This window comes from Mycobacterium sp. UM_CSW (assembly GCF_000455205.1).
Classification (GTDB): domain Bacteria; phylum Actinomycetota; class Actinomycetes; order Mycobacteriales; family Mycobacteriaceae; genus Mycobacterium.
The window spans coordinates 1-24,168 of sequence record NZ_AUWQ01000129.1 but is presented as its reverse complement, the minus strand read 5'-3'; the positions used below and the strand labels follow the sequence as shown (position 1 = coordinate 24,168).

The window sequence follows — 24,168 nt, the reverse complement described above, 5'->3', positions numbered from 1 at the left end:
TAGCTCTAGGCCGGCATCACCCGTCGCTCGTCGGGGCCCCACAGCGGCTGGAACCCGCCCGGCAACCGCAGTTGCGTCTCGGTGATGACGTCGGCCAGGTTGCGCAGCTCGGCGTGGATCGCGTCGAGCAGTTCGGCCAGCTGGGCGCGGCTTCCGTCGGTGATCTCCTCCAGCTCCTCGGGGTGCGAGCGGCGCAGCAGCGTGCTGATCTCGTCCACCAACCGCTCGGGGCGCGACGACCCCGACGAGCTGGGCAGGTCCTTGAGGTTGGTCCGCAGCCGCTCCAGCTGATACAGCAGCGACCGGGGGTTGGTGGCGTCGAACAGCATCAGCTCGGCCACCGCGGCGACGCTGACATTGCCGACGGTGCGGCGCCGGTAGATGACCGACGATTCGCACGCGACCAGCGTCGCCTCGATGATCGTCTGCTCGGCCGCCGCGCACCGGACGGTGGCCAGCGTGGCCCGCAACAGGGCGGTCAGCCACAGGCCGCGTTCGATGCGCTTGCCGATGTCCATCATCGTCCAGCCCACGTCGCGCACCATCGACTCGCTCGCCACCCCGGCCAGCGTCAGCATCCCGGCCAGCGTGTGCGCCTGGGCGGACGCGAGCAGCGCGTCGGCCTCGGCGAGTGAGTCCGGCGGCTCGGAGCGCAGCGCCAGCGCGCGCTCCACCCCGGCCAGCACCGTCCACGTGTCGTTGGACAACTGGTCGCGCACCGCCCGGGCGGCCAGCCCCAGCCCGTCCACCGAACCCACGAGTGACCCGGGCTGGTTCGGGTCCAGGGTCAGCGACCACAGCATCGAGGGGGTGACGGCGATCATCTCCGCGTGATCGTCGGTGCTGCCGTAGCCCGCGCTGGTGTCGCTGCCGGTGATCCGGCCCAGCGCGGCCATCAGCACCGGCACGCACTCGCTTTCCTCGGTGTGCTGCTGGTGCCGGTACACGTGGAAGCGGTCGCGGGCCACGATGAGCAACCGGGCCATCTCCTCGGCGCGCTCGCCGTATCGCCCCATCCAGAACAGGTCGGACAGCACGCGCGGCGAGCTGACCCCCCAGGTGCCCGCGGCCGTCTTCGCGGGTTCCGGCGGCGACGGCAGGGTCACCGTCTCGGCCCGCGCCCGCTCGGTAGGACGCACCCAGACATCCTTTGCCGCAACGGTTTTCAGCGTGAACGCCGAGGGGCCGGGGGCCAGCACGTAGCCGGCGCCGCCGATCATCGGCGCGTAGCCGCCGCGCTGCGCCACGGTGAACAGCCGCATGCCCACGCCGGCCGACGACAACACGCCGGCGTGGTCGGTGGGTGCCGACGAGAACTGCGGCAGCTCCTGGCCCACCCAGTGCCACGGCATGTGTTCGATGCGCGCGGCCAGGTCGGCCAGCTGTGCGGACGAAAGTGTCGGCCCGACATAGGTTTTCCCGCCGACGGTGGACTTGATCAGCAGCGACGACAGGTTGGCCAGCAGGTGCGAGCGTTCGCCGGCCACGCCGCCCCAATAGACCGGCGCCGTCTGCAGCAGCGGCTCCTCGTCGATCAGCCGCTCGGCCAGCTGCGGCAGAAACCGAAGCAGCCCAGGGCTTTCCAGGATGCCGCTGCCCAGCGTGTTGACCACGGTCACCGTCCCGCGGTGCTGCGCCTCTACCAGCCCCACGACGCCGAGGCGGGAATCGGCGCGCAGGTCCAGCGGGTCGGTGTACTCCGCGTCGACCCGGCGCAGGACCACGTCGACGCGTTTCAGCGTGCCCAGCGAGCGCATCCACAGCTTGCCGTCGCGCACCACCAGGTCCGCGCTCTCCACCAGCGGGAAGCCCAGCAGGGTGGCCAGGTACGCCTGGTCGAACGCGGTCTCCGAGTAGATGCCGGGGGACAGCACCACCACGACCGGGTCCTGGGCGACGTCGGGGGCGGCGTCGATGAGCGCGAGGCGCAGCGCCTGCGCGAACGGCGTCGTCGCCCGCGGGGCGATCCGCTCGTAGAGGTCCGGAATCGAGTGCGCCACAACGCGCCTGTCGGCCAGCGCGTAGCCCGCGCCCGACGGCGCCTGCGTCCAGTCGGCGTTGACGTGGAAGCTGCCGTCCGGCACCCGGCTGACGTCGCAGGCGTGCATGAACAGCTGGTGGTGCCCGGGCACCTCGATGCCGTTGGCGGGCCGCACGTAACCGGGGTGGCCGAACACCAGTTGCGGCGGCAGGATGCCCTCGGTGAGCAGGGCGCGCGGCCCGTACAGGTCGGCGAGCACGGCGTCGAGCAGGCGGGAACGCTGCACCAGCCCGGCCTCCAGCACGTCCCAGTCGGCCGCGGAGAGCACGATCGGCAGGGTGTCCAGGTTCCAGGGCCGGGGCTCCACCCCGCCGTGGTCGGGATCGACTTCGGTGTAGGTGATTCCGTCGTTGTCGATCAGGTTGTCCACCACCGAGCGCAGCCGGTTCAGCCCGGCCCGGCCGCGCTCCGCGACGGCGTCGGCGAGCTCGGACCACGCCGGGCGCACGTTTCCGTCGCGGTCGACGAACTCGTCGTAGCCGGCCCGGGGGCCGTGCCGCAGGTCGAAGAGCGCTTCCTGGGCCCGCGCGGTCCGGTATCCGGCCAGCAGCCGGTCGGCGTCGTAGTGGGCGGGGGGGACTTCGAGGGACGACATTTACTGCTGAACGGTACGCACGCGCCGCAGGTCGAGGATGCCCGGCGCGCCGATGTCGGTGAGAATCCTGGCCTGCCGCTCCTTGATCGCGGACAGGTCGAGCTTGCCCGCGGTGAAGCCGGTCGCCTCGAAGCGTCGGGCACGGCGCGACTCGGCCTCGACGGCGTTGATCGGGGGCTCGTCGTAGGCGCGGCCCCCGGGGTGTGCGACGTGGTAGGTGCAGCCGCCGCGCGACGTCCCGGTGGTGAGGTCGACCAGCTCGAACTGCAACGGCACGTCGGTGCTGATGGTCGGGTGCAGCGCGCTGGGCGGCTGCCACGCCTTGAACCGCACGCCGCCCACGTGGATGTCGGGGTTGTCGGTGGCCAGCAGCGGCACCGGGTAGCCGTTGGCCGTCACCACGTAGCGGTGCCGGTCAGCGCCGATGACGCGCACCTGGATCCGTTCGACCGAGGAGTCGACGTAGCGGGCCGTGCCGGTGGCGGTGGCCTCCTCGCCGAGGGTGTTCCACGGTTCGATCGCGCCGCGCAGTTCGATCTCCACACCGTCGAAGACCGCGGTGCCGATGCGCGGGAAGCGGAACTCGGTGAACGGGTCCAGCCAGCTGGTCTCGAAGGGCACGCCGTGCGCGCGCAGGTCGGCGGCGACGTCGGCGATGTCGTGAATCAGGAAGTGCGGCAACAGGTATCGCCCGTGCAGATTGGCGCCGTGCCGGATCAGCGGGGCGCGCAGCGGTTCGTCCCAGAACCACGCCACCAGCGAACGCACCAGCAGCGACTGCACCATCGCCATGCGCAGGTGCGGCGGCATCTCGAAGCCGCGCAGCTCCAGCAGGCCGAGCCGGCCGCGGGGGCCGTCGGGGCTGTAGAGCTTGTCGATGCAGAATTCGGCGCGGTGCGTGTTGCCGGTGATGTCGGTGAGCAGGTGGCGCAGCGCGCGGTCGGTCACCCACGGTTGTGGGGCAGCGGCCTTGGAAGACGAAGCGAGGCGCGCGATCTCGGCGAATGCGATCTCGAGTTCGTACAGCGCCTCCGTGCGGCCCTCGTCGACCCGGGGCGCCTGCGACGTGGTGCCGACGAACCGCCCGGCGAACAGGTAGGACAGCGACGGGTGCCGCTGCCAGTAGGTCAGCAGCGAGACCAGCAGGTCGGGGCGGCGCAGCAGCGGCGAGTCCGCGGGCGTGATGCCGCCCAGCGTGATGTGGTTGCCGCCGCCGGTGCCGCCGTGCGTGCCGTCGACGTCGAAGGACTCGGTGGACAGCCGGGCCAGGCGGGCCTGCTCGTACAGCGTTTCCAGCAGCTGCGTCTGTTCGGCGAAGCTGGCGGTGGGCGGCACGTTGACCTCGATCACGCCGGGGTCCGGCGTGATGGTCACGGACTTCAGCCGCGGGTCCGGCGGCGGGCCGTAGCCCTCGATCACCACCGGGCAGTCGGCCTTGGCCGCCGCGGCCTCGACCCGCGCGACGAGGTCGACGAAGTGCTCGAGCGCCTCGGTGGGCGGCACGAAGATGTAGAGCTGCCCGCGGCGGACCTCGGCGACCATCGCGGTCGGCGGCGCCCCGTCGGGCACGGTCACTGCGGCGTCGCCCTGTTCGGGCTCCGCCGGCAGTTCGGTTGCGGCGGCGAGGGGATCCGCCTCGAAGGTGACGCGGGGCGGGCGCCAGTTGATCGAGTCCAACGGGAGCCGCAGGCCGGCCGGGGAGTCGCCCTCCAGCAGCACGATGCGGCCGCGGCGCAGCCGCCAGTTCGCGCTGGCCCAGCCGAGCTGGTCTTCGCGGCGGTGCAGCGGCAGCACGAAAGCGGCTGGGGCCGTGGTGGATTCGTCGAGGCGTGCCAGCAGCGCGGCGCGGTTCTCGGCGGTGTCGGGGGTGGCGTCGGGGCCGAGGTCGTCGCCCGCCGGCACCGGTTCGCCGTGCGGCTTGCGCACCTTGGCGGCCAGCCGGGCCAGCGGATCCTCGTAGGCCGGCCGCACCTGCGAGGGCGGCAGGCCGAAGCCGTCGGCGATCGCGGCGAGCACCTCGTAGGCCGCGTCCTCGTCGACGAGGGCCGGCGCGGCGCTCCAGGGATCGGCCAGCAGCGTGTCGTCGGCCCACAGCGGCCGCCCGTCGGTGCGCCAATAGAGCGCAATCTGCCAGCGCGGCAACGGTTCTCCCGGATACCACCGGCCCTGCCCGCGCTGGATCAGCCCCTGCGGCGCCCACACCGACTTGAGTCGCGCGGCCAGGTCGGACGCCCGCTGCCGCTTGTGCGGGCCGTCGGCGGCCGTCGTCCACTCCTCGTCGACCTGGTTGTCCACCGAGACGAACGTCGGCTCACCGCCGACGGTCAGCCGGACGTCGGCGGCGGTCAGCCGCTCGTCGACGGCGCGCCCCACGTCGCAGATGGTCCGCCAGGCCTGGTCGGTGTAGGGGAGCGTGACGCGGGGATCTTCGTGGACGCGGGTGACGGTATTGGAGAACTCCAGGACCGATTCGCAGGGCTCGGTGCCGCCGGTGATGGGCGCGGCGCTCGCGGGGTGCGGCGTGGCGGCGAGCGGGATGTGGCCCTCGCCGGCGAACAGCCCCGACGTCGGGTCCAGCCCGATCCATCCCGCGCCGGGGATGTACACCTCGGTCCACGCGTGCAGGTCGGTGAAGTCGGCCGCGGGCCCGGACGGCCCGTCGAGCGCCTCCACGTCCGAGGCCAGCTGCACCAGGTAGCCCGACACGAACCGGGCGGCCAGTCCGAGCTGGCGCAGGATCGACACCAGCAGCCACGCCGAGTCCCGGCACGAGCCCACGCCGTTGCGCAGCGTGAAATCCGGTGTCTGCACACCGGGTTCCATCCGCAGGCTGTAGGCGACGTCGGCGTTGATGGCGCGGTTGAGCGCGACCAGGAAGTCGATGGTGCGGGTGCCCTCGGGCACCCGGAAGTTGCTTACCCACGCCTGCACGAGCCCGCCCGGGCCCGACCCCTCACCCTCCTCGTCGACGGGCCGCAGGTACGGCTTGAGGTCGTCGGCCAGCTCCTTGGGGTAGGTCCAGCCGCCCGAGGGCCACTTCTCGGCCCAGTCCTCGATGAAGAAGTCGAACGGGTTGATCACCTTGAGGTCGGCGATGAGCCCCACGGTGATGATCAGCTGGCTCATGGGATTCGGAAACACCAGCCGCGCAAGGAAATTGCCGACCGCGTCCTGCTGCCAGTTGATGAAGTGGTCGCCCGGCTCGACGCGCAGCGAGTAGGCCTCGATGGCGGTGCGGGAGTGGGGGGCCGGGCGCAGCCGCACCACGTGCGGATAAACCCGGACCAGCCGGTCAAAGGTGTAGCTGGTGCGGTGCTCCAGCGCAACTTTGATGCTCACCCGCTGATTGCATCACAAGCGCCACAAGGTCGCAGCGCAGCGCAATCAGCTGGGCCCCCGGGCCTATCCGTACTGGGGGCCCGGCGGCGGCGTTCCCGGTGGCGGGCCCGCCTGGTAACCACCGCCCGGCTGCTCCAGCGGGACGACCTGGCCGCCGGACAGCTTGCGGTAGCCGTAGATCCCTATCAGCGCGGCCACGGGCGCGCCGACGAGGATGCCCAGGCCGCAGGCCACGAAGCCGAGCAGGATGGCCGCCGCCGACACCAGCCACACCAGCAGGGCGTTGACGAAGTTCGACTGGACGGTGGTGAAGCTGGATTTCAACCCGTCGATCGCACCCTGCGAGCGGTCGATGATGAACGGGATGGCGAACTGCGCGAAGATGCCCACGACGAGGCCCGGGATGACGCACAGGACCGAGCCGATCGACGTCAGGATCCCGATGATGATCGCGGCGAGGATCACGTTGCCGAGGTTGCGCGGCTTGAAGAACGAACCGATGCTCACCTGCCGTCCGTCGGCGATGTCCAGGCATCCGGAATAGAACGCGGACTGGGCGAAAATGCCTACCGCATAGATCAATATGTAGCCGACGATCATGATGATCATCCCGCCCGCACCGATGCTCGTCGTGGCGGTGGTGTAGCCGTCGGCGTTCGTCGTGGTGGTGGTCGAGCCCATGCCGCCGCCGAACAGGATTGCGCTGTAGGCGATGCCGATCAGCACCGCGTAGATGAGCGTGGAGACGACCAGCGGCGCGACGTTTTGGGTGAACTTGCCCCAGGCCCAGCTGAACGCCTCGCCGATGCTGAAGGCCGGCGGACCGCCGGGGACGCCACCGTAACCGGGTTGCGGCGCATAGCCGGGCGGCGGCGCGCCGTAGCCGGGCGGGGGTGGCGGGGGTGCGCCGTAGCCGGGCGGCGGGGGCGGGGGTGCGCCGTAGCCGGGCGGCGGGCCTGCGGGCGGGGGTGGCGGAGGCGCGCCGTAGCCGGGCGGTGGCGGATAGCCGGGAGGGTTCTGGGGGGTGCCGGGGTACTCGGGGGGCTGGCTCATGTCCGTCCTAGCTGTTGGATTCAACTTGTGGCCACGCGCACGGAATCTGGCAACCCGGAACTTAGCAAATAAGTCGCCAGGACGCGCGGATTGTTTTCGCCGCTTTCCTCCCCGGCGCACCCCGTCGCCCGGGCGTGGTATGCCTAAAACCGTGTCCGACGGTCTCTTCGACCTTCCCGGCGCACCGCAGACAGCCGACCAGGGCTTCGGCGTGTCGGCGGGTGCGCCGCTGGCGGTGCGGATGCGGCCGGCGTCGCTGGACGAAGTCGTCGGCCAGGGCCATCTGCTGGCACCCGGGTCGCCGCTGCGCCGCCTGGTCGAGGGCTCGGGTGTCGCGTCCGTCATCCTGTACGGCCCCCCGGGCAGCGGCAAGACCACGCTGGCGGCGCTGATTTCGGGGTCGACGGGCCGCCGGTTCGAGGCGCTGTCGGCGCTGTCGGCCGGCGTGAAGGACGTCCGGGCGGTGATAGACAAGGCGCGGCACGCGCTGCTTTCCGGCGAACAGACCGTGCTGTTCATCGACGAGGTGCACCGGTTCTCCAAGACCCAGCAGGACGCGCTGCTGTCCGCCGTGGAGAACCGGGTGGTACTGCTGGTGGCGGCGACGACGGAGAACCCCTCGTTCTCCGTGGTGGCGCCGCTCTTGTCCCGGTCGCTGATCCTGCAGCTGCGGCCGCTGACGTCCGACGACATCCGCACGCTGGTCCGCCGCGCGATCGACGACCCCCGCGGCCTGGGCGGCCGCGTCGAAGTGCAGCCCGAGGCCGTCGACCTCCTGGTGCAGCTGGCCGCCGGCGATGCCCGCCGCGCGCTGACCGCGCTCGAGGTCGCCGCGGAGGCAAATGACACAGTCACCGTCGAGACCATCGAACAGTCGCTGGACAAGGCCGCCGTGCGCTACGACCGCGACGGCGACCAGCACTACGACGTCGTCAGTGCCTTCATCAAGTCGGTCCGCGGGTCCGACGTCGACGCCGCGCTGCACTACCTGGCCCGCATGCTGGTCGCGGGGGAGGACCCGCGGTTCGTGGCGCGCCGGCTGATGATCCTGGCCAGCGAGGACATCGGGATGGCCGACCCGACGGCGCTGCAGACCGCGGTCGCCGCCGCCCAGACCGTGGCGCTGATCGGCATGCCGGAGGCCCAGCTGACGCTGGCGCACGCCACCATCCACCTGGCCACCGCGCCGAAGTCCAACGCGGTCACCACCGCGCTCGCGGCGGCCATGAACGACATCCGGGCCGGCAAGGCCGGGCTGGTGCCGCCGCACCTGCGCGACGGGCACTACTCCGGCGCCGCGGCGCTGGGCAACGCGCAGGGCTACAAGTACTCGCACGACGCCCCGGATGGCGTTGTGCCCCAACAATATCCGCCCGACGAGCTGGTGGACGTGGACTACTATCGGCCCACCGGCCGCGGCGGCGAACGTGAGATGGTCGGCCGTCTGGACCGGCTGCGCGCGATCATCCGGAAGAGGGGACAGGCATGAAGACCTTCACCGACGAGGAGATGGGCCGGCTGCTGCCCACCGCCAAGGCCTACAGCGTCGTCATCCTCAAACGCGGCCCCAGGTTCGGCGACGAGTCGTCGCCGCCGATCATCTGGGAGCACGGCCGGCGCAACTTCGGCCTGCGCGACGACGGCGTGCTGGCGGTGGTGTTGCCGGTCACCGACGAGTCCGACGTCTGCGGCATCGGGGTGTTCGCCGCGAGCGTGGACGACACCCGCGCCATCATGGCCGACGACCCCGGGGTCGCGGCGGGCGTGTTCACCTACCAGGTGCACGAGTGCCGCGGATTCCCCGGGGACGCGCTGCCCTAGGCGGTCGCAGTGGTCACAGGGTGTGAGCTGATGGCTTTGCGTGTGTATCTAGGGCGCAGATTTCGCCGGATTCCCGCCGTGGATGCACACAAAAAGCCCTAGTTACACACACACTCACGCCGCCCCTAGACCAGCTCCGGCACCCGCAAATGCGCGATCGCCAGCTCGAACTCGGCCACGTCGAGCACCTCGGCGCCCAGGTCCCGGGCGCGCCTGCTGCGCAGCTCGCTCGCCCGGTCGCGGTTTCGGGCCATCGCTTCGACGCTGTCGAAGCTCGAGCACGCCACCGCCCGCCGGCACGCCGGGTGGTCGACCATCAGGCTGGCGCTGCAGAAGCCGTCGAGCGTCTCCAACTCCGGGAGCACGTACATCCGGTAGAAGTTGAGGGACCGCTCGAGATGGTCCGGCACCACCTTGAGCCAGGTGGCCCGCACGCACGCTCCCTGATGCGCCCGATGATCGCGGCGCATCAGAGATATGTCCCATTCTTCGACCCTCGCCTGGCCGGAGAACATCATGGCGGCGCGGTCACGGATGGGCGCCACCCGCTCGGCGCTGGCGCGCATCTTCTCCAAGCTGTCCCACGAGCTGGTGGCGATGCAGGTGCCGTCCTGCCGGTCGACCAACAGCGACATTCCGACATACCCGTCCATCTCCTGAAGGGCGGGCATGACGACATCGCGAATGTGCGCAATGCCGATGTCGACCGACAGGGGTTGCGCCTGAATGGTGGTGGAGCGTGCGTACATTGGTGAGCCTCCTCGTCGGGGCCTGGATTTGACTGGGCCCCGGTGGCGCCACCGGGGCCCCATGACTACCTTCCTCCTCCCGGGTAGGGGTGGCAATGGGCCCGAAGCCGGATCAGACCAGCTCGGGCACCCGCAGGTGCGCCAGCGCCAGCTCGAACTCCCGCTCGTCGAGTTCCTCGACGCCCGCCTCGCGAATCGACGCGGTCTTCAGGGCAGTCGCCTGCTCGCGGTTGCGCTGCATCGCGTCCATGCTGTCGAACGTCACCGAGGACACGCCGCGCCCGGACGCGCGGTCGACCAGCAGGCTGGCGCTGCAGAACCCGTCGAGCTCCTCGAGTTGCGGCAGGACGGACGACTTGAAGTACTCGATGCCGGCGTCCATTTGGCCCTCCGGCACTCTGACCCAGGTCGCGCGGACGCCGGCGCCGTCGGGCGCGCGGTGATCGCGGTGCAGCGCCGCGATCTCCCATTCCGCGACATCGGCCGTGCCGCCGAACATTTCCGCGGCCCGGTCGCGGATCGGCGTCACGGTTTCACCGCTGGCGCGCATGGCCTCATCGCTCTCCCAGGCACTGGTGGCAATGCACCGGCCCGACTCCCGGTCGACCAACAGCGATACGCCGACGCACCCCGGCATGCCTTGCAGTGCGGGCATGACCTCATCGCGAACGTGCGCAATTCCGGCGTCGATCGACGAGGTTTGCGCCTGAATAGTGGTAGAGCGTGCGTACACGACCCACCCCCTCTTTGTTCGGGGCAGCGCCCCGGTGGCGCCACCGGTCCAACCAGATACGTTCCTCCTGGCAGGCGGCGGTGGCAATGCCCCCCGGGGGTGTGGCAGCCCTCACAAACGATTGGCCGGTCCCGCTGGGCGCGCCGTAGGCTTGACCGGGTGCATACCGATGTGCTGCAGGTAGACACCGCCCAGCGCCGCATCGTCGATCTGACCGATGCGGTGCGCCGGTTCTGCTTCAGCTACGGCGACGGCCTGTGCAACGTGTTCGTCCCGCACGCCACGGCCGGGGTCGCGATCATCGAGACCGGTGCCGGTTCCGACGACGACCTGGTCGACACGCTGGAACGGCTGTTGCCGCGCGACGAGCGGTACCGGCACGCGCACGGATCGCCCGGCCACGGCGCCGACCACGTGCTGCCGGCCATCGTCGCGCCGTCGGTGACGGTGCCGGTCGCCAGCGGCGACCCGCAGCTGGGCACCTGGCAAAGCATCGTGCTGGTGGACCTCAACCGGGACAATCCCCGGCGGTCGGTGCGGTTGAGCTTCCTGGAGGGCTAGCTGGCTAGGCTGGGAATCCCGATCGAAGCAAAGCAAAGCAACTAGGAAGAAGCGGACTAAAAGTGCAGACACACGAGATCAGGAAGCGATTCCTCGATCACTTCGTGAAGGCGGGCCACACCGAGGTGCCGAGCGCCTCGGTGATCCTCGACGACCCCAACCTGCTGTTCGTCAACGCCGGCATGGTCCAGTTCGTGCCGTTCTTCCTGGGCGCGCGCACGCCGCCGTACGCGACGGCCACCAGCATCCAGAAGTGCATCCGCACCCCCGATATCGACGAGGTGGGCATCACCACCCGGCACAACACCTTCTTCCAGATGGCCGGCAACTTCTCGTTCGGCGACTACTTCAAGCGCCGGGCGATCGAGCTGGCCTGGGCGCTGCTGACCAATTCGATCGACGACGGCGGATACGGCCTGGATCCCGAACGGCTCTGGGCCACAGTCTATTTCGACGACGACGAGGCGTTCTCGCTGTGGCAGGAGATCGCCGGGCTGCCGGCGGAGCGGATCCAGCGCCGCGGCATGGAGGACAACTACTGGTCGATGGGCATCCCCGGGCCGTGCGGGCCGTCGTCGGAGATCTACTACGACCGCGGCCCCGAGTACGGCGTCGAGGGCGGCCCGATCGCCAACGAGGACCGCTACGTCGAGCTGTGGAACCTCGTCTTCATGCAGAGCGAGCGCGGCGAGGGCACCGGTAAGACCGACTTCGAGATCCTCGGGCCGTTGCCGCGCAAGAACATCGACACCGGCATGGGCGTGGAGCGGGTCGCGTTCGTGCTGCAGGGCGTGCACAACGTGTACGAGACCGACCTGCTGCGGCCGGTCATCGATCTGGTCGCCACCCGCGCGCCGCGGGGATACGACACCGGTAACCACGAGGACGACGTGCGCTACCGCGTGATCGCCGACCACAGCCGCACCGCGGCGATCCTGATCGGCGACGGCGTCAGCCCGGGCAACGACGGGCGCGGCTACGTGTTGCGCCGGCTGCTCCGCCGGGTGATCCGCTCGGCCAAGCTGCTCGGCATCGAGGAGCCGATCGTCGGGGACCTGATGGCCACCGTGCGCGACTCGATGGGCCCGTCGTACCCCGAACTCGTCACCGATTTCGACCGGATCCGGCGCATCGCCGTCGCCGAGGAGACCGCCTTCAACCGCACGCTGGCCTCGGGTTCGAAGCTGTTCGAGGACGTCGCCGGCGCCACCAAGGCCACCGGCGCGACGGTGGTGTCCGGGTCGGACGCGTTCACCCTGCACGACACCTACGGCTTCCCGATCGAGCTCACCCTGGAGATGGCGGGCGAGGCCGGCCTCCAGGTCGACGAGATCGGCTTCCGGGAGCTGATGGCCGAGCAGCGCCGCCGCGCCAAGGCCGACGCCGCCGCGCGCAAGCACGCGCACGCCGACCTGAGCGCCTACCGCGAGCTGGTCGACGCCGGTCCCACCGAGTTCACCGGGTTCGACGAGTTGACCTCCGAGGCAAGGATTTTGGGTATCTTCGTCGACGGCAAACGGGTGCCCGTCGTCGCGCACGGCGGCGATGGCGCGGACCGGGTGGAGCTGGTGCTGGACCGCACCCCGCTCTACGCCGAATCGGGCGGGCAGATCGCCGACGAGGGCAGCATCAGCGGAACCGGCGCCAACGAGAGCGCTCGCGCGGCCGTCACCGACGTGCAGAAGATCGCCAAAACCTTGTTCGTGCACCGGGTCAACGTGGAGTCCGGCGAATTCGTGGAGGGCGACACCGTCGTCGCCGCGGTGGATCCGGGCTGGCGCCGCGGCGCCACGCAGGGCCACTCGGGCACCCACATGGTGCACGCCGCGCTGCGACAGGTGTTGGGGCCCAACGCCGTTCAGGCCGGGTCGCTGAACCGGCCGGGCTACCTGCGTTTCGACTTCAACTGGCAGGGCCCGCTGTCCGAGGACCAGCGCACCCAGATCGAGGAGGTCACCAACGAGGCGGTGCAGGCCGATTTCGAGGTGCACACCTTCACCGAGCAGCTGGAGAAGGCCAAGGCGATGGGAGCGATGGCCCTGTTCGGCGAGGCCTATCCCGACGAGGTCCGCGTGGTGGAGATCGGCGGGCCGTTCTCGCTGGAGCTGTGCGGCGGCACGCACGTGCACAACTCGGCGCAGATCGGGCCGGTGACCATCCTGGGCGAGTCGTCGATCGGTTCCGGGATCCGGCGGGTGGAGGCTTACGTCGGGCTGGAGTCGTTCCGCCACCTGGCCAAGGAGCGCGCGCTGATGGCCGGGCTGGCGTCGTCGCTGAAGGTGCCGTCCGAGGAGGTGCCGGCCCGGGTCGCCAACCTGGTGGACCGGCTCAAGGCCGCGGAGAAGGAACTCGAACGTGCCCGGCTCGCGGGCGCGCGGGCCGCCGCGACCAACGCCGCGGCCGGCGCCGAGCGGATCGGTAACGTGCGTGTGGTGGCGCAGCGGATGTCGAGCGGGATGACGGCGGGCGACCTGCGCTCCCTGGTCGGCGACATCCGGGGCAAGCTGGGCAGCGATCCGGCGGTGGTGGCGCTCATCTCCGAGGGAGAGGGCAATTCAGTGCCCTACGCCGTCGCCGCCAACGCCGCCGCCCAGGAGCTCGGTCTGAGCGCCAACGAGCTGATCAAGCAGCTCGCCGGGGCCGTCGACGGCCGCGGCGGCGGCAAGGCCGACCTGGCGCAGGGCTCGGGGAAGGACCCGACCGGCATCGACGCGGCCCTCGACGCGGTGCGTGCCGAGATCGCGCGGGTCGGTTGAGTGGTCTTGACACAGCACCGCCTCCCGGACCGGCCCGGCGACCCTGATCAGGATCCCGGGCGGGGACGACGGCTCGGCATCGACGTGGGGAGCGTGCGCATCGGCGTGGCCGCCAGCGACCCCGACGGCATCCTGGCCACCCCGGTGGAGACGGTGCGCCGCGACCGTTCCGGCAGGCACGTGCGCCGGCTCGCGGAGCTGGCCGCCGAGCTGGACGCCGTCGAAGTGATCGTCGGGCTGCCGCGCACCCTGGCCGACCGCACCGGCCCGTCGGCGGTGGACGCGATCGAACTGGCCGAGACGCTGGCCCGGCGGATCGCCCCGACGCCGGTCCGGCTGGCCGACGAGCGGCTGACCACCGTGAGCGCCCAGCGGTCGCTGCGCGCCGCGGGGGTGCGGGCCCGAGAGCAGCGCGCGATGATCGACCAGGCCGCGGCGGTGGCGATCCTGCAGAGCTGGCTCGACCAGCGCCGCGCGGCGACCGGGGGGCTCACCGATGGTTGACAGCGCCCGCGGCCAGCGCGCCGAGCCCGAGGCGGTCGGGTCGCCGCGGCGCCGGACGAGCCGGGTTGCCCGCAACCGTGCGGCACAGCGCAAGCGGCGCAAGCGCCTCGTCGGCCGGATCGCCCTCGTGGTGTCCGTCGTGGTCATGGTGACCGTCGTCTTCGTCGGCACCCGGCTGTGGAACACGGTGTTCGGCTCCGGTGACGACTACAGCGGAAACGGCAAGCGCGACATCGTGATTCACGTGCAGGACGGCGACTCGACCACGATGGTCGGCGAGACGCTGCACAGCCAGGGGGTCGTCGCGACGGTCCGCGCGTTCGTCAACGCCGCGCACGGCAACGCCGCGATCAACTCGATCCAGCCCGGCTACTACCGGATGCGCACCGAGATCCCGGCGGCCAACGCCGTCGCGCGGCTGGCCGACCCGAACAACCGGGTGGGGCGGCTGGTCATCCCGGAGGGCCGTCAGCTCGACGACACCACCGACATGAAGACCAACGTGGTGAATCCCGGCATCTTCTCGTTGATCTCCCGCGCCACCTGTGTGGACCTCGACGGCACCAAGCGCTGCGTGTCGGTCGACGACCTGCGCGCCGCGGCCTCCAACAGTGCGCCCACGACGCTGGCGGTGCCGCCGTGGGCCGTCGAGCCGGTGACCGAGCTGGGCAAGGACCACCGCCGCATCGAGGGACTGATCGCGCCGGGGACCTTCAACGTCGACCCCGCGTCGTCGGCCGAGAGCATCCTGACCAGCCTGATCAGCGCGGGCGCCGTGGAGTACATGAAGTCCGGGCTGCTGGATTCCGCGCAGGCCAGGGGGGTGTCGCCCTACGACATCCTGGTGGTCGCCTCGCTGGTGCAGCAGGAATCCAATTCGCAGGACTTCGCGAAGGTGGCGCAGGTGATCTACAACCGCCTGCACGCGCACCACACGCTGGAATTCGACTCGACCGTGAACTATCCGCTGGACCGCCGCGAGGTCGCCACCTCCGACGCCGACCGCGCCCAGCGGACCCCGTGGAACACCTATGTGTCCCAGGGGCTGCCCGCCACGGCGATCTGTTCGCCCGGCGTCGACGCGCTGCGCGCGGCCGAGCATCCGGAGCCGGGGGACTGGCTGTACTTCGTCACCATCGATGCCCAGGGCACGACGCTGTTCACCAAGGACTATCAGCAGCATTTGGCCAATATCGAGCTGGCTAAGCACAACGGTGTCCTCGACAGCACGCCCCGCTAGAAAGGCGGGGGTGCTCGGGCGCCCCATCGCCCATTCGAAGTCCCCTGACCTGCACCTGGCCGCGTACCGGGCGCTGGGCCTGAACGACTGGACCTACGACCGCATCGAATGCGGCGCCGAGGAGCTGCCCGGCGTGGTCGGCGGTTTTGGGCCGGAGTGGGTCGGGGTGTCGGTGACCATGCCGGGCAAATTCGCCGCGCTGCGATTCGCCGACGAGCACACCAAGCGCGCGGCCCTGGTCGGCTCCGCCAACACCCTGGTGCGTACGGCGGCGGGCTGGCGGGCCGACAACACCGACGTCGACGGGGTCACCGGGGCCATTGGGTCGGCCTCGGGATGGGCGCTGGTCTGTGGATCGGGCGGCACCGCGCCGGCGGCCGTCGTCGGCCTGGCCGAACTCGGCGTCACCGGCATCGCCGTCGTCGCGCGGGATCCGGACAAGGCCGCCCGGCTGGTGGATCTCGGCGCCCGCGTCGGCGTCGAGACCCGGTTCTGCGGCCTGGACGACGCCGGACTGGCCGACGAGGTGGCGGGCGCCCAGGTGCTGGTCAGCACCATTCCCGCGGACGTGGCCGCGCAGTACGCCGGCGTGTTCGCCGCGATCCCGGTGCTCCTGGACGCGGTCTACGACCCGTGGCCGACGCCGCTGGCGGCCGCGGTCGGCGCGGCGGGCGGCCGGGTGATCGACGGCCTGCAAATGCTGCTGCACCAGGCGTTTTCCCAGGTGGAACAGTTCACCGGGCTGCCCGCGCCGCGAGCGGCGATGGAGGCGGCGCTGCGCTAGCCTGCTGCGCATCGGATGCCCACGTCATTCGCCGGGTGTGTGGCTTATGGACGAATTCGCCACGGTTTTCGTACCTAGCCCCCACACTCGCCACGCGGACGGGAGGACCCATGCGGCTGGGGGCGACTGTGGCAGTACTCGCCTGGCTGGCGCTCCTGAGCGCCTACGACGTCCGGCGGCGCCGGCTGCCGAACGCGCTGACGCTGCCCGGAGCCGCCGGCATACTGCTGGTCGCCGCCCTAACCGGCCGCGGGCTGCCCGCGCTGGCCGGCGCGGCGGCGTTGACCGGGGCTTACCTGGCGGTCCACCTTGTCGCCCCGGCGGCGATGGGGGCGGGCGACGTCAAGCTGGCGATCGGGCTGGGCGGCCTGGCCGGCCGTTTCGGCCCGGACGTGTGGTTCCTGGCGGCGCTGGGCGCGCCGCTGCTCACGGCGCTCGCCGGGGTGGTCGGGCTGGCGCGCGGCGCGCGCACCGTGCCGCACGGCCCGTCGATGTGCCTGGCCACCGCGGGCGCGGCGGGGTTGGCCTGGCTGGGTTGAGCACATGGGAGAATGGCCGGGTGTTGCGCTGGATCACCGCCGGAGAATCCCATGGTCGCGCGCTGGTGGCCGTGGTGGAAGGCATGGTCGCCGGCGTCGACGTCACCTCGACCGAGATCGCCGACCAACTGGCCCGCCGCCGCCTGGGCTACGGCCGCGGCGCGCGGATGAAGTTCGAGCGCGACGCGGTCACCATCCTGTCCGGGATCCGCCACGGCGTCACCCTCGGCGGGCCCATCGCGATCGAGATCGGCAACACCGAGTGGCCGAAGTGGGAGACCGTGATGGCCACCGACCCGGTGGACGCCGCGGAGTTGGAGGATTCGGCGCGCAACGCGCCGCTGACCCGGCCGCGGCCCGGCCACGCCGACTACGCCGGCATGCTCAAGTACGGCTTCGACGACGCCCGGCCGGTGCTGGAGCGGGCCAGCGCCCGCGAGACCGCCGCCCGCGTGGCCGCCGGGACCGTGGCCCGCTCGTTCCTGCGGCAGGCGCTCGGCGTCGAGGTGCTCTCGCACGTCATCGCGATCGGCCCGTCAAAGCCCTACGACGGCCCGCCGCCGCGCCCCGAGGACCTGCCCGCGATCGATGACAGCCCGGTCCGCGCATATGACAAGGCGGCCGAGGAAGCGATGATCGCCGAGATCGAGGCGGCCAAGAAGGACGGCGACACCCTCGGCGGCGTGGTGGAGGTGGTGGCGTTCGGCCTGCCGGTCGGGCTCGGCTCGTTCACCAGCGGCGACAACCGCCTGGACAGCCAACTGGCCGCGGCCGTGATGGGCATTCAGGCGATCAAAGGCGTCGAGATCGGCGACGGTTTCGAGACGGCGCGCCGCCGCGGCAGCCGCGCCCACGACGAGATGTACCCCGGTCCCGACGGCGTCGTCCGCTCGACCAACCGCGCCGGCGGGCTGGAGGGCGGCATGACCAACGGCCAGCCGCTGCGGGTGCGGGCCGCGATGAAGCCGATTTCCACCGTCCCGCGGGCCCTGGCCACCGTCGACATGGCGACCGGCGACGAGGCCGTCGCGATCCACCAGCGCTCCGACGTGTGCGCGGTGCCGGCCGCCGGTGTCGTGGTCGAGACGATGGTGGCGCTGGTGCTGGCCCGCGCGGCGCTGGAGAAGTTCGGCGGCGACTCGCTGGCCGAGACCCGCCGCAACGTCGAGTCCTACCGGCGCGCGGTCGCCGACCGGGAATCGCCCGCCGCGCGCGGTACCGCGTGATGGCGCCCAAAGCGGTGCTCGTCGGGCTGCCGGGCTCCGGCAAGTCCACCATCGGGCGGCGGCTGGCCAAGGCGCTCGGGGTCGGGCTGCTCGACACCGACGTGGCGATCGAGCAGCAGACGGGCCGCAGCATCCCCGAAATCTTCGCCACCGACGGGGAACAGGAGTTCCGCCGCATCGAGGAACAGGTGGTGCGAACGGCTTTGGCCGAGCACGACGGCGTCCTCTCGCTCGGCGGCGGCGCGGTCACCAGCCCGGGCGTGTGCGAGGCGCTGGCCGGGCACACGGTCATCTACCTGGAGATCGGCGCCCGCGAGGGGGTACGGCGCACCGGCGGCACGGCCGTGCGGCCGCTGCTGGCCGGCCCGGACCGCGCCGAGAAATACCGCGAGCTGATGGCCAAACGGGTACCGCTGTACCGGCGCGTCGCGACCATCCGGGTCGACACCAACCGCCGCAATCCCGGGGCGGTGGTCCGCAACATCCTGAGCCGGTTGCAGACGCCGAGCGAGGCCGCCACATGACCGCGGCGCCGGTCACCGTGCACGTGGCCGTCGATGAACCGTATCCGGTGGTGATCGGCAGCGGCCTGCTCGGCGAGCTGGAGAACCTGCTGTCCGGTCGGCACCGCGTCGCCGTGCTACATCAGCCGGTGCTGGCCGAGACCGCCGAGGAGATTCGAAAGCGGCTGGCCGACAAGGGGATCGACGCGCACCGCATCGAGATCCCGGACGCCGAGGCGGGCAAGGACCTGCCCGTCGTGGGATTCATCTGGGAAGTGTTGGGCCGCATCGGGATCGGCCGCAAGGACGCCCTGGTCAGCCTGGGCGGCGGCGCGGCCACCGACGTCGCCGGTTTCGCGGCGGCGACCTGGCTGCGCGGCGTCGACATCGTCCACGTCCCGACCACGTTGCTCGGCATGGTCGACGCCGCCGTGGGCGGCAAGACCGGCATCAACACCGACGCCGGCAAGAACCTGGTCGGCGCGTTCCATCAGCCGCTGGCCGTCCTGGTGGACCTGGAGACGCTGAAGACGTTGCCGCGCAACGAACTCGTCGCCGGGATGGCCGAGGTGGTGAAGGCGGGGTTCATCGCCGACCCGGTGATCCTCGACCTCATCGAGGCCGACCCGCAGGCCGCACTCGACCCCGCGGGCGACGTGCTGCCGGAGCTGATCCGGCGCGCGATCGCCGTCAAGGCGGAGGTCGTCGCCGCCGACGAGAAGGAGTCGGAGCTGCGCGAAATCCTTAACTACGGCCATACTTTGGCGCACGCGATCGAGCGCCGGGAACGCTACCGCTGGCGCCACGGCGCCGCCGTGTCGGTGGGCCTGGTGTTCGCCGCGGAGCTGGCCCGGCTGGCCGGCCGGCTGGACGACGACACCGCGGCGCGCCACCGCAGCATCCTGACCTCGCTCGGCCTGCCGGTTACGTACGACGCCGACGCGTTGCCGCAATTGCTGGAATACATGGCGGGGGACAAGAAAACCCGCGCCGGCGTGCTTCGGTTCGTGGTGCTCGACGGGCTCGGGAAGCCGGGCCGGCTCACCGGGCCGGACCCGTCGCTGCTGGCGGCGGCCTACTCGGGGCTGGAGGCGTCATGACGGTGAATGTGAACGTGCAGGTTATTAATGGCCCCAACCTGGGCCGGCTGGGCCGCCGCGAGCCCGACGTGTACGGCGACACCACCCACGATCAGCTGGCGGAGCTGATCGAGCGCGAAGCCGCCGCCCTTGGGCTCAAAGTGGTTGTGCGGCAGAGCGATAACGAAGCGCAGCTACTGGACTGGATCCATGCGGCCGCCGATGCCGGCGAGCCGGTGATCCTCAACGCCGGCGGCCTCACCCACACGTCGGTGGCGCTGCGGGATGCGTGTGCAGAACTCAGCGCACCCTTCATCGAGGTGCACATCTCCAATGTGCATGCGCGCGAGGAGTTTCGGCGCCACTCGTACCTCAGCCCCGTCGCCACGGGAGTGATCGTCGGGTTGGGAATTCAGGGCTACCTGCTCGCCCTGCGGTACCTGGCCGAAGCCGGGTAGTCGGGCGTCAGGCCGAATGTCCACTCTCCGGACATTGGTTTGCCGGCCCGTAGCGGCACTCCTAGCGTTCCATCGTGATGAACCGCATTGACATGGTGGAGCTCTGGGAGCAGCACACCCGCTACGAATTCGCCTGCAGGGACGCAGATCTCGCGGTGTCGACAATGGTGCCTGAGGCGCGCGTCATGCACCTGCCGACGATGAGCGGCGCATCCGGACGCGACGCCCTGCGCGCCTATTACGCCGACGTATTCATCCCCGGGCAGCCGCCGGACACCGAGCTCGACCTCATTGCCCGCTCGATCGGCGATGACGTCTTGGTCGATGAGTGCATCATGCGGCTCACCCATGACCGCGAGGTACCGCAGCTTCTTCCCGGGGTGGCCCCGACGGGTGTGTCACTCGAGGTCGCCTTCGTCGTGATCGTCAAGTTCCGCGACTCTTTGATGCTGAGCGAGACGCTCTACTGGGACCAGGCTCAAGTCCTGCGCCAAGCCGGTCTGCTGTCCGCTGCCACGCCGCCGCTCCCGGACACGTCCGACATCAGCAGCTACTTGCGCACCTCGAGGATCCGTTGATGTCCCGGGTGACGGTACGCTGTTGCATGGCCCCTACCGCGGGAAACTCCGAACCAGCCGGCCCAGCCCGAAGCGTCATCCATACTGCCTTCGCACTCCTTGACCTGGTCGCCGAGCTGCAACCGGTGCGGCTGGTAGACCTCAGCGCAGCCGCGGGGCTGCCCCATCCGACGGTGCATCGACTCCTTCGGCAACTGGTCGAGGTGGGAGCAGTTCGGCGGGACGGCTCGCGCTACAGCCTGGGCGCAACTGTGCTCCGCCTCGGTGCGACGGTCACACCCGTGGCCCGACTGCGCGTCGCGGCCCAGCGGCCCATGGCCGAACTCGCGGCACACACCGGGGCGGCCGTGAGCCTGTCGGTCAATTTAGGCGACGGTCCCGTATACCTCGACACACTCGACGCGCGAATACCCATCCGCTACGTCGCGAAGACGGGTGACGCCGTCCTGCCGGAGACTGCGCAGGCTCGCGCGCACTATAGCTGCGCCACTAGGGTTCCGGTTGTTGACGCCGGGCAGGTGGCAGCCGACTACAGCTGCTCCGCGATGGCGATACCGCTCGGTTCTTCGGGCGTCGCCGTCGTGTCCACGATGCTGCCGACGGGCAGGCCCCCGGCCGGGATGATCGAAGCCACTCGCCGGACCGCTGAACGCATCACCGCGTCACTGCGGGCGCCGGTGTCCGAGCCGTAATCGTTCGCAATCACATCAACGCACCGCGCCCGCCGCTGAGCGCGAAAGACCACTGCGACAGTCGCTTTGGCGTGCTCGCCATGCAAGCAGAACGGAAGGGATATCTGATGGCGCGAACCGAGCGTGATGCGTGGGATTTGGCTAGCAGCGTGGGAGCCACCGCGACGATGGTCGCCGCGGCGCGAGCGGTCGCGACCAGGCGTCCGCAGCCGATCATCACCGACGAGTTGGCCGAGCCCTTGGTGCGCGCCGTCGGACTGGACGTGCTCAGCCAACTGGCCAGCGGCGAGATCGATTCGAGGAGCCTCGAAAGCGACATCGGTGTTCCGCGGATGGTCGACATGTTCGCCGCCCGTACTCGCTTCTTCGACGACTTCTGCGTCGCGGCGACGCACGCGGGCGCGCGTCAGGTGGTGATCGTGGCTTCCGGGCTGGACACCCGCGCCTACCGGCTGGATTGGCCAGCGGGCACGACGGTGTACGAGATCGACCAGCCTGACGTTATCGCCTTTAAAAGCGGCGCGCTCTCTGCTCTCGGCGCAGCCCCCACCGCGAGCTTGGAATCGATCGGCGTCGATTTGCGCGAAGCGTGGCCAACGGCGTTGCAGGACGCGGGTTTTGACTCAGCGCAACCCACCGCATGGCTCGCCGAGGGGCTTTTGATCGGATACCTGCCGCCGGAAGCAGAGGTCTCGATGCTGGACTCGATCATGTCGTTGTCCCACCGGGGCAGCCGGTTGGCCGCGGACTACGGTCTGGTCACCGGTACGTCAGCAGAGTCGAAAGAACAGGCACGGCTGATGGCCGAGGGCTGGCGGCGACGCGGTCTGGACATGAATATGGCCGGTTTGATTTACCCCGGCGAGCACACCGATGCCGCGGCTCACTTACACGCAAAAGGCTGGGCTACAACGAAATTCGGGATCAGCGACCTCTTCACGGCGGCGGGGTTGCCGGCATTGCAACAGGCCGGCCACGTGGGCTCGGCCGCAGCAATCAGCTTCGTCACGGCGCTGCGAATGTGACCGACTAGTCCTACTTAGGCTCCGCGTCTGGCTTCTGGTCGGCGGTGCGGATCACCTCGGTCTTCGGCTCGTGGTCGGCCGCGGTGTGGATCGTCTCGGTCGGCGCGTCACGCTCGGCCGTGGCGACCGAAGCGGTCCGCTCCTCGTGCCGGGCTCCCGCGGTGGGAATCTCGCCGGTCGGCGCCTCGTCGCCGCGGACGGCCGAGAAGACGTCGGTGTCGGCCCGTTCGTCGCCCTCCCCGTGCGGGCGGGGCGGCGGGTTGCGGTCGATCCGCCAGCGGCCCACGGCCACGCCGATGATCCCGGGCAGGAAGACGAGCAGCGCGGTAAAGGCCGCGAACGTCGTCACCTCGTTGATCAGGCCCCCGGTGTACAGGCCGGAGTACGCGAGCGCGATGAGCCAGGAGACGGCGCCGCTGAGGATGCCGGCCAACAGGCCGGCCAGCAGCCACGTCATCGCCAGATCCTGCCGGCGGTCCGGATCCGGCTGTGCCTTGGCGTCCGCCCGACCGTCGAGCACCCCCCAAACGACGACGCCGATCACGAACAGGAGCAGCAGCACGACGCTGATCAGCCCGGCCTGTGTTTGCCACGCGTTGATCAGTGCACCTTGTATCAAACGGACGACGACCATCGCGGCGGCGAACACCAATCCGCGCAGCATCCAGTTCCTCATGAAGGGAAAGCGTAGCGAGTACCGTCAAGGGTCGTGACACATTCCCAGCGCCGAGAAAAGCTGAAAGCGCAGATCGGGGCCAGCGGGCTGGACGCGATGCTGGTCACGGACCTGGTCAACGTGCGGTACCTGTCCGGTTTCTCAGGATCGAACGGCGCGTTGCTGGTGTTTGCCGACGACCGCGAACCCGTGCTGGCCACCGACGGCCGGTACCGCACCCAGGCTGCCGAGCAGGCGCCCGACCTCGAGGTCGCCATCGAGCGGGCCGTCGGCCGTTACCTGGCGGGCCTTGCCGCCGACGCCGCCGTCGGCAAGCTGGGCTTCGAGAGCAACGTGGTCACCGTCGACGGCTTCGACGCGCTGACGAGCGAGATCGAGGAGCACAAGGGATCGACCGAGTTGGTGCGGGCCGCCGGGACCGTCGAGGGATTGCGCGAGGTCAAGGACGCGGGGGAGGTCGCGCTGCTGCGCCTGGCCTGCGAGGCGGCCGACGCCGCGCTGACCGATCTGGTGGCGCGCGGCGGCCTGCGGCCCGGCCGGACCGAACGCGAGGTGAGCCGCGAGCTGGAGTCGCTGATGCTCGACCACGGCGCGGACACGATCTCGTTCGAGACCATCGTGGCCGCCGGGCCGAATTCGGCCATCCCGCACCACCGCCCGACCGACGCGGTGCTGGCCAACGGCGACTTCGTCAAGATCGACTTCGGCGCGTTGGTCGCCGGCTACCACTCCGACATGACCCGCACCTTCGTGCTGGGCAAGGCCGCGGACTGGCAGCTGGACATCTACCAGCTGGTCGCCGACGCGCAGCGGGCCGGCCGGGAGGCGCTGAAGCCCGGCGCCAACCTGCGCGAGGTCGACGGCGCCGCCCGCCAGCTGATCGCCGACGCCGGGTACGCCGAGCAGTTCGGACATGGCCTAGGGCACGGCGTGGGCCTGCAGATCCACGAGGCGCCGGGGATCGGCGCCACGTCCACCGGCACGCTGCTCGCGGGGTCGGTGGTCACCGTGGAGCCCGGCGTCTACCTGCCCGGCCGCGGCGGCGTGCGCATCGAGGACACTTTGGTGGTTGCGGATGGGACGTCGCACACCGCCGGGGAAACCCCGGAGCTGCTGACGCGGTTCCCCAAAGAACTGACCGTCCTGACTTAGCAGTACCTACGGCGAGCCCGCGCCGCCGCTGCCACCGTCGCCTCCAGCGCCGCCGGTGCCGCCC

The 24,168-nt window shown here is 70.6% G+C and carries 22 protein-coding genes; 16 read left to right on the top strand and 6 right to left on the bottom strand.

Annotated elements, in window-relative coordinates; translation table 11 throughout:
* Positions 1-5 precede the first annotated feature (5 nt).
* The 3 genes from N415_RS28825 to N415_RS28815 all read right to left on the bottom strand — a co-directional run bounded on the left by N415_RS28825 (position 6) and on the right by N415_RS28815 (position 7,028).
* Entirely contained in the window at positions 6-2,636 is a 2,631-nt protein-coding gene (locus N415_RS28825; protein ID WP_068189257.1) for a circularly permuted type 2 ATP-grasp protein, read from the bottom strand.
* Positions 2,637-5,975 carry a transglutaminase family protein gene (locus N415_RS28820; protein WP_068189255.1) on the bottom strand — a complete coding sequence of 1,113 codons (3,339 nt, stop codon included), beginning with the start codon at positions 5,973-5,975 and terminating at the stop codon, positions 2,637-2,639.
* 63 nt (positions 5,976-6,038) lie between these two features.
* Positions 6,039-7,028: a hypothetical protein gene (locus N415_RS28815; RefSeq protein ID WP_068189252.1), complete on the bottom strand. Its 990-nt coding sequence runs from the start codon at positions 7,026-7,028 to the stop codon at positions 6,039-6,041.
* 139 nt (positions 7,029-7,167) lie between these two features.
* Here N415_RS28815 and N415_RS28810 point away from each other — a divergent pair, with 139 nt between their 5' ends.
* Positions 7,168-8,517, top strand: coding sequence for a replication-associated recombination protein A (locus N415_RS28810; protein ID WP_068189251.1), 1,350 nt, complete (start codon positions 7,168-7,170; stop codon positions 8,515-8,517).
* Entirely contained in the window at positions 8,514-8,849 is a 336-nt protein-coding gene (locus N415_RS28805) for a hypothetical protein (protein ID WP_068100508.1), read from the top strand. Before N415_RS28810 ends, N415_RS28805 begins: the two co-directional genes overlap by 4 nt.
* 125 nt (positions 8,850-8,974) lie before the next feature.
* Here the strand turns inward: N415_RS28805 and N415_RS28800 are convergent, their stop codons facing one another.
* Together N415_RS28800 and N415_RS28795 are read right to left on the bottom strand one after the other, a co-directional pair.
* Positions 8,975-9,598 (bottom strand): hypothetical protein, encoded by a 624-nt coding sequence (locus N415_RS28800; RefSeq protein WP_068100510.1) that lies wholly within the window; start codon positions 9,596-9,598, stop codon positions 8,975-8,977.
* Between the two features lie 112 nt (positions 9,599-9,710).
* Positions 9,711-10,331: an antibiotic biosynthesis monooxygenase gene (locus N415_RS28795; protein WP_068189248.1), complete on the bottom strand. Its 621-nt coding sequence runs from the start codon at positions 10,329-10,331 to the stop codon at positions 9,711-9,713.
* Between the two features lie 171 nt (positions 10,332-10,502).
* Here N415_RS28795 and N415_RS28790 point away from each other — a divergent pair, with 171 nt between their 5' ends.
* The 13 genes from N415_RS28790 to N415_RS28730 all read left to right on the top strand — a co-directional run bounded on the left by N415_RS28790 (position 10,503) and on the right by N415_RS28730 (position 22,276).
* Complete coding sequence (locus tag N415_RS28790; protein WP_193376520.1) at positions 10,503-10,892, top strand: secondary thiamine-phosphate synthase enzyme YjbQ; 390 nt, start codon at positions 10,503-10,505, stop codon at positions 10,890-10,892.
* A gap of 62 nt (positions 10,893-10,954) precedes the next feature.
* A complete protein-coding gene (alaS, locus tag N415_RS28785; protein ID WP_068189245.1) occupies positions 10,955-13,648 on the top strand; it encodes an alanine--tRNA ligase in 2,694 nt (897 codons plus the stop codon).
* Positions 13,649-14,152, top strand: coding sequence for a Holliday junction resolvase RuvX (ruvX, locus tag N415_RS28780; protein ID WP_068189243.1), 504 nt, complete (start codon positions 13,649-13,651; stop codon positions 14,150-14,152).
* The gene (locus tag N415_RS28775; RefSeq protein ID WP_068189241.1) at positions 14,145-15,392 is read left to right on the top strand and encodes an endolytic transglycosylase MltG; all 1,248 of its coding nucleotides are present in this window, start codon (positions 14,145-14,147) and stop codon (positions 15,390-15,392) included. Before ruvX ends, N415_RS28775 begins: the two co-directional genes overlap by 8 nt.
* Entirely contained in the window at positions 15,367-16,176 is an 810-nt protein-coding gene (locus tag N415_RS28770) for a shikimate dehydrogenase (RefSeq protein ID WP_239645731.1), read from the top strand. The genes N415_RS28775 and N415_RS28770 overlap by 26 nt, the downstream gene beginning before the upstream one ends.
* Positions 16,177-16,286: 110 nt before the next feature.
* On the top strand, positions 16,287-16,715 hold the full coding sequence (locus N415_RS28765; protein WP_068189239.1) for an A24 family peptidase: 429 nt from the start codon (positions 16,287-16,289) through the stop codon (positions 16,713-16,715).
* A 20-nt stretch (positions 16,716-16,735) separates the two neighbouring features.
* Positions 16,736-17,941: a chorismate synthase gene (gene aroC / locus N415_RS28760; RefSeq protein ID WP_068189233.1), complete on the top strand. Its 1,206-nt coding sequence runs from the start codon at positions 16,736-16,738 to the stop codon at positions 17,939-17,941.
* On the top strand, positions 17,941-18,465 hold the full coding sequence (locus N415_RS28755) for a shikimate kinase (protein WP_068189229.1): 525 nt from the start codon (positions 17,941-17,943) through the stop codon (positions 18,463-18,465). Before aroC ends, N415_RS28755 begins: the two co-directional genes overlap by 1 nt.
* Positions 18,462-19,544, top strand: coding sequence for a 3-dehydroquinate synthase (aroB, locus tag N415_RS28750; protein WP_068189226.1), 1,083 nt, complete (start codon positions 18,462-18,464; stop codon positions 19,542-19,544). Before N415_RS28755 ends, aroB begins: the two co-directional genes overlap by 4 nt.
* On the top strand, positions 19,541-19,981 hold the full coding sequence (gene aroQ / locus N415_RS28745; protein WP_068189224.1) for a type II 3-dehydroquinate dehydratase: 441 nt from the start codon (positions 19,541-19,543) through the stop codon (positions 19,979-19,981). Before aroB ends, aroQ begins: the two co-directional genes overlap by 4 nt.
* Before the next feature lie 74 nt (positions 19,982-20,055).
* Positions 20,056-20,559 (top strand): nuclear transport factor 2 family protein, encoded by a 504-nt coding sequence (locus tag N415_RS28740; RefSeq protein WP_152531631.1) that lies wholly within the window; start codon positions 20,056-20,058, stop codon positions 20,557-20,559.
* Between the two features lie 26 nt (positions 20,560-20,585).
* Positions 20,586-21,251 carry a helix-turn-helix domain-containing protein gene (locus N415_RS28735; RefSeq protein ID WP_068189218.1) on the top strand — a complete coding sequence of 222 codons (666 nt, stop codon included), beginning with the start codon at positions 20,586-20,588 and terminating at the stop codon, positions 21,249-21,251.
* A gap of 107 nt (positions 21,252-21,358) precedes the next feature.
* The gene (locus N415_RS28730; protein WP_068189290.1) at positions 21,359-22,276 is read left to right on the top strand and encodes an SAM-dependent methyltransferase; all 918 of its coding nucleotides are present in this window, start codon (positions 21,359-21,361) and stop codon (positions 22,274-22,276) included.
* A 10-nt stretch (positions 22,277-22,286) separates the two neighbouring features.
* Here the strand turns inward: N415_RS28730 and N415_RS28725 are convergent, their stop codons facing one another.
* Entirely contained in the window at positions 22,287-22,952 is a 666-nt protein-coding gene (locus tag N415_RS28725; protein WP_193376519.1) for a B-4DMT family transporter, read from the bottom strand.
* Positions 22,953-22,985: 33 nt separating this feature from the next.
* Here N415_RS28725 and N415_RS28720 point away from each other — a divergent pair, with 33 nt between their 5' ends.
* Entirely contained in the window at positions 22,986-24,104 is a 1,119-nt protein-coding gene (locus N415_RS28720) for a Xaa-Pro peptidase family protein (RefSeq protein WP_068189211.1), read from the top strand.
* The last annotated feature ends 64 nt before the right edge of the window (positions 24,105-24,168 follow it).

Excerpts from the sequence above, each read along its gene's own strand:
- N415_RS28755 (WP_068189229.1), top strand. The coding sequence starts at position 17,941 with ATGGCGCCCAAAGCGGTGCTCGTCGGGCTGCCGGGCTCCGGCAAGTCC.
- aroQ (WP_068189224.1), top strand. The coding sequence starts at position 19,541 with ATGACGGTGAATGTGAACGTGCAGGTTATTAATGGCCCCAACCTGGGC.
- N415_RS28765 (WP_068189239.1), top strand. The coding sequence starts at position 16,287 with ATGCGGCTGGGGGCGACTGTGGCAGTACTCGCCTGGCTGGCGCTCCTG.
- N415_RS28730 (WP_068189290.1), top strand. The coding sequence starts at position 21,359 with ATGGCGCGAACCGAGCGTGATGCGTGGGATTTGGCTAGCAGCGTGGGA.
- N415_RS28735 (WP_068189218.1), top strand. The coding sequence starts at position 20,586 with ATGGCCCCTACCGCGGGAAACTCCGAACCAGCCGGCCCAGCCCGAAGC.
- N415_RS28825 (WP_068189257.1), bottom strand. The coding sequence starts at position 2,636 with ATGTCGTCCCTCGAAGTCCCCCCCGCCCACTACGACGCCGACCGGCTG.
- aroB (WP_068189226.1), top strand. The coding sequence starts at position 18,462 with ATGACCGCGGCGCCGGTCACCGTGCACGTGGCCGTCGATGAACCGTAT.
- N415_RS28725 (WP_193376519.1), bottom strand. The coding sequence starts at position 22,952 with ATGAGGAACTGGATGCTGCGCGGATTGGTGTTCGCCGCCGCGATGGTC.
- N415_RS28800 (WP_068100510.1), bottom strand. The coding sequence starts at position 9,598 with ATGTACGCACGCTCCACCACCATTCAGGCGCAACCCCTGTCGGTCGAC.
- N415_RS28810 (WP_068189251.1), top strand. The coding sequence starts at position 7,168 with ATGCCTAAAACCGTGTCCGACGGTCTCTTCGACCTTCCCGGCGCACCG.
- N415_RS28775 (WP_068189241.1), top strand. The coding sequence starts at position 14,145 with ATGGTTGACAGCGCCCGCGGCCAGCGCGCCGAGCCCGAGGCGGTCGGG.
- N415_RS28815 (WP_068189252.1), bottom strand. The coding sequence starts at position 7,028 with ATGAGCCAGCCCCCCGAGTACCCCGGCACCCCCCAGAACCCTCCCGGC.
- N415_RS28805 (WP_068100508.1), top strand. The coding sequence starts at position 8,514 with ATGAAGACCTTCACCGACGAGGAGATGGGCCGGCTGCTGCCCACCGCC.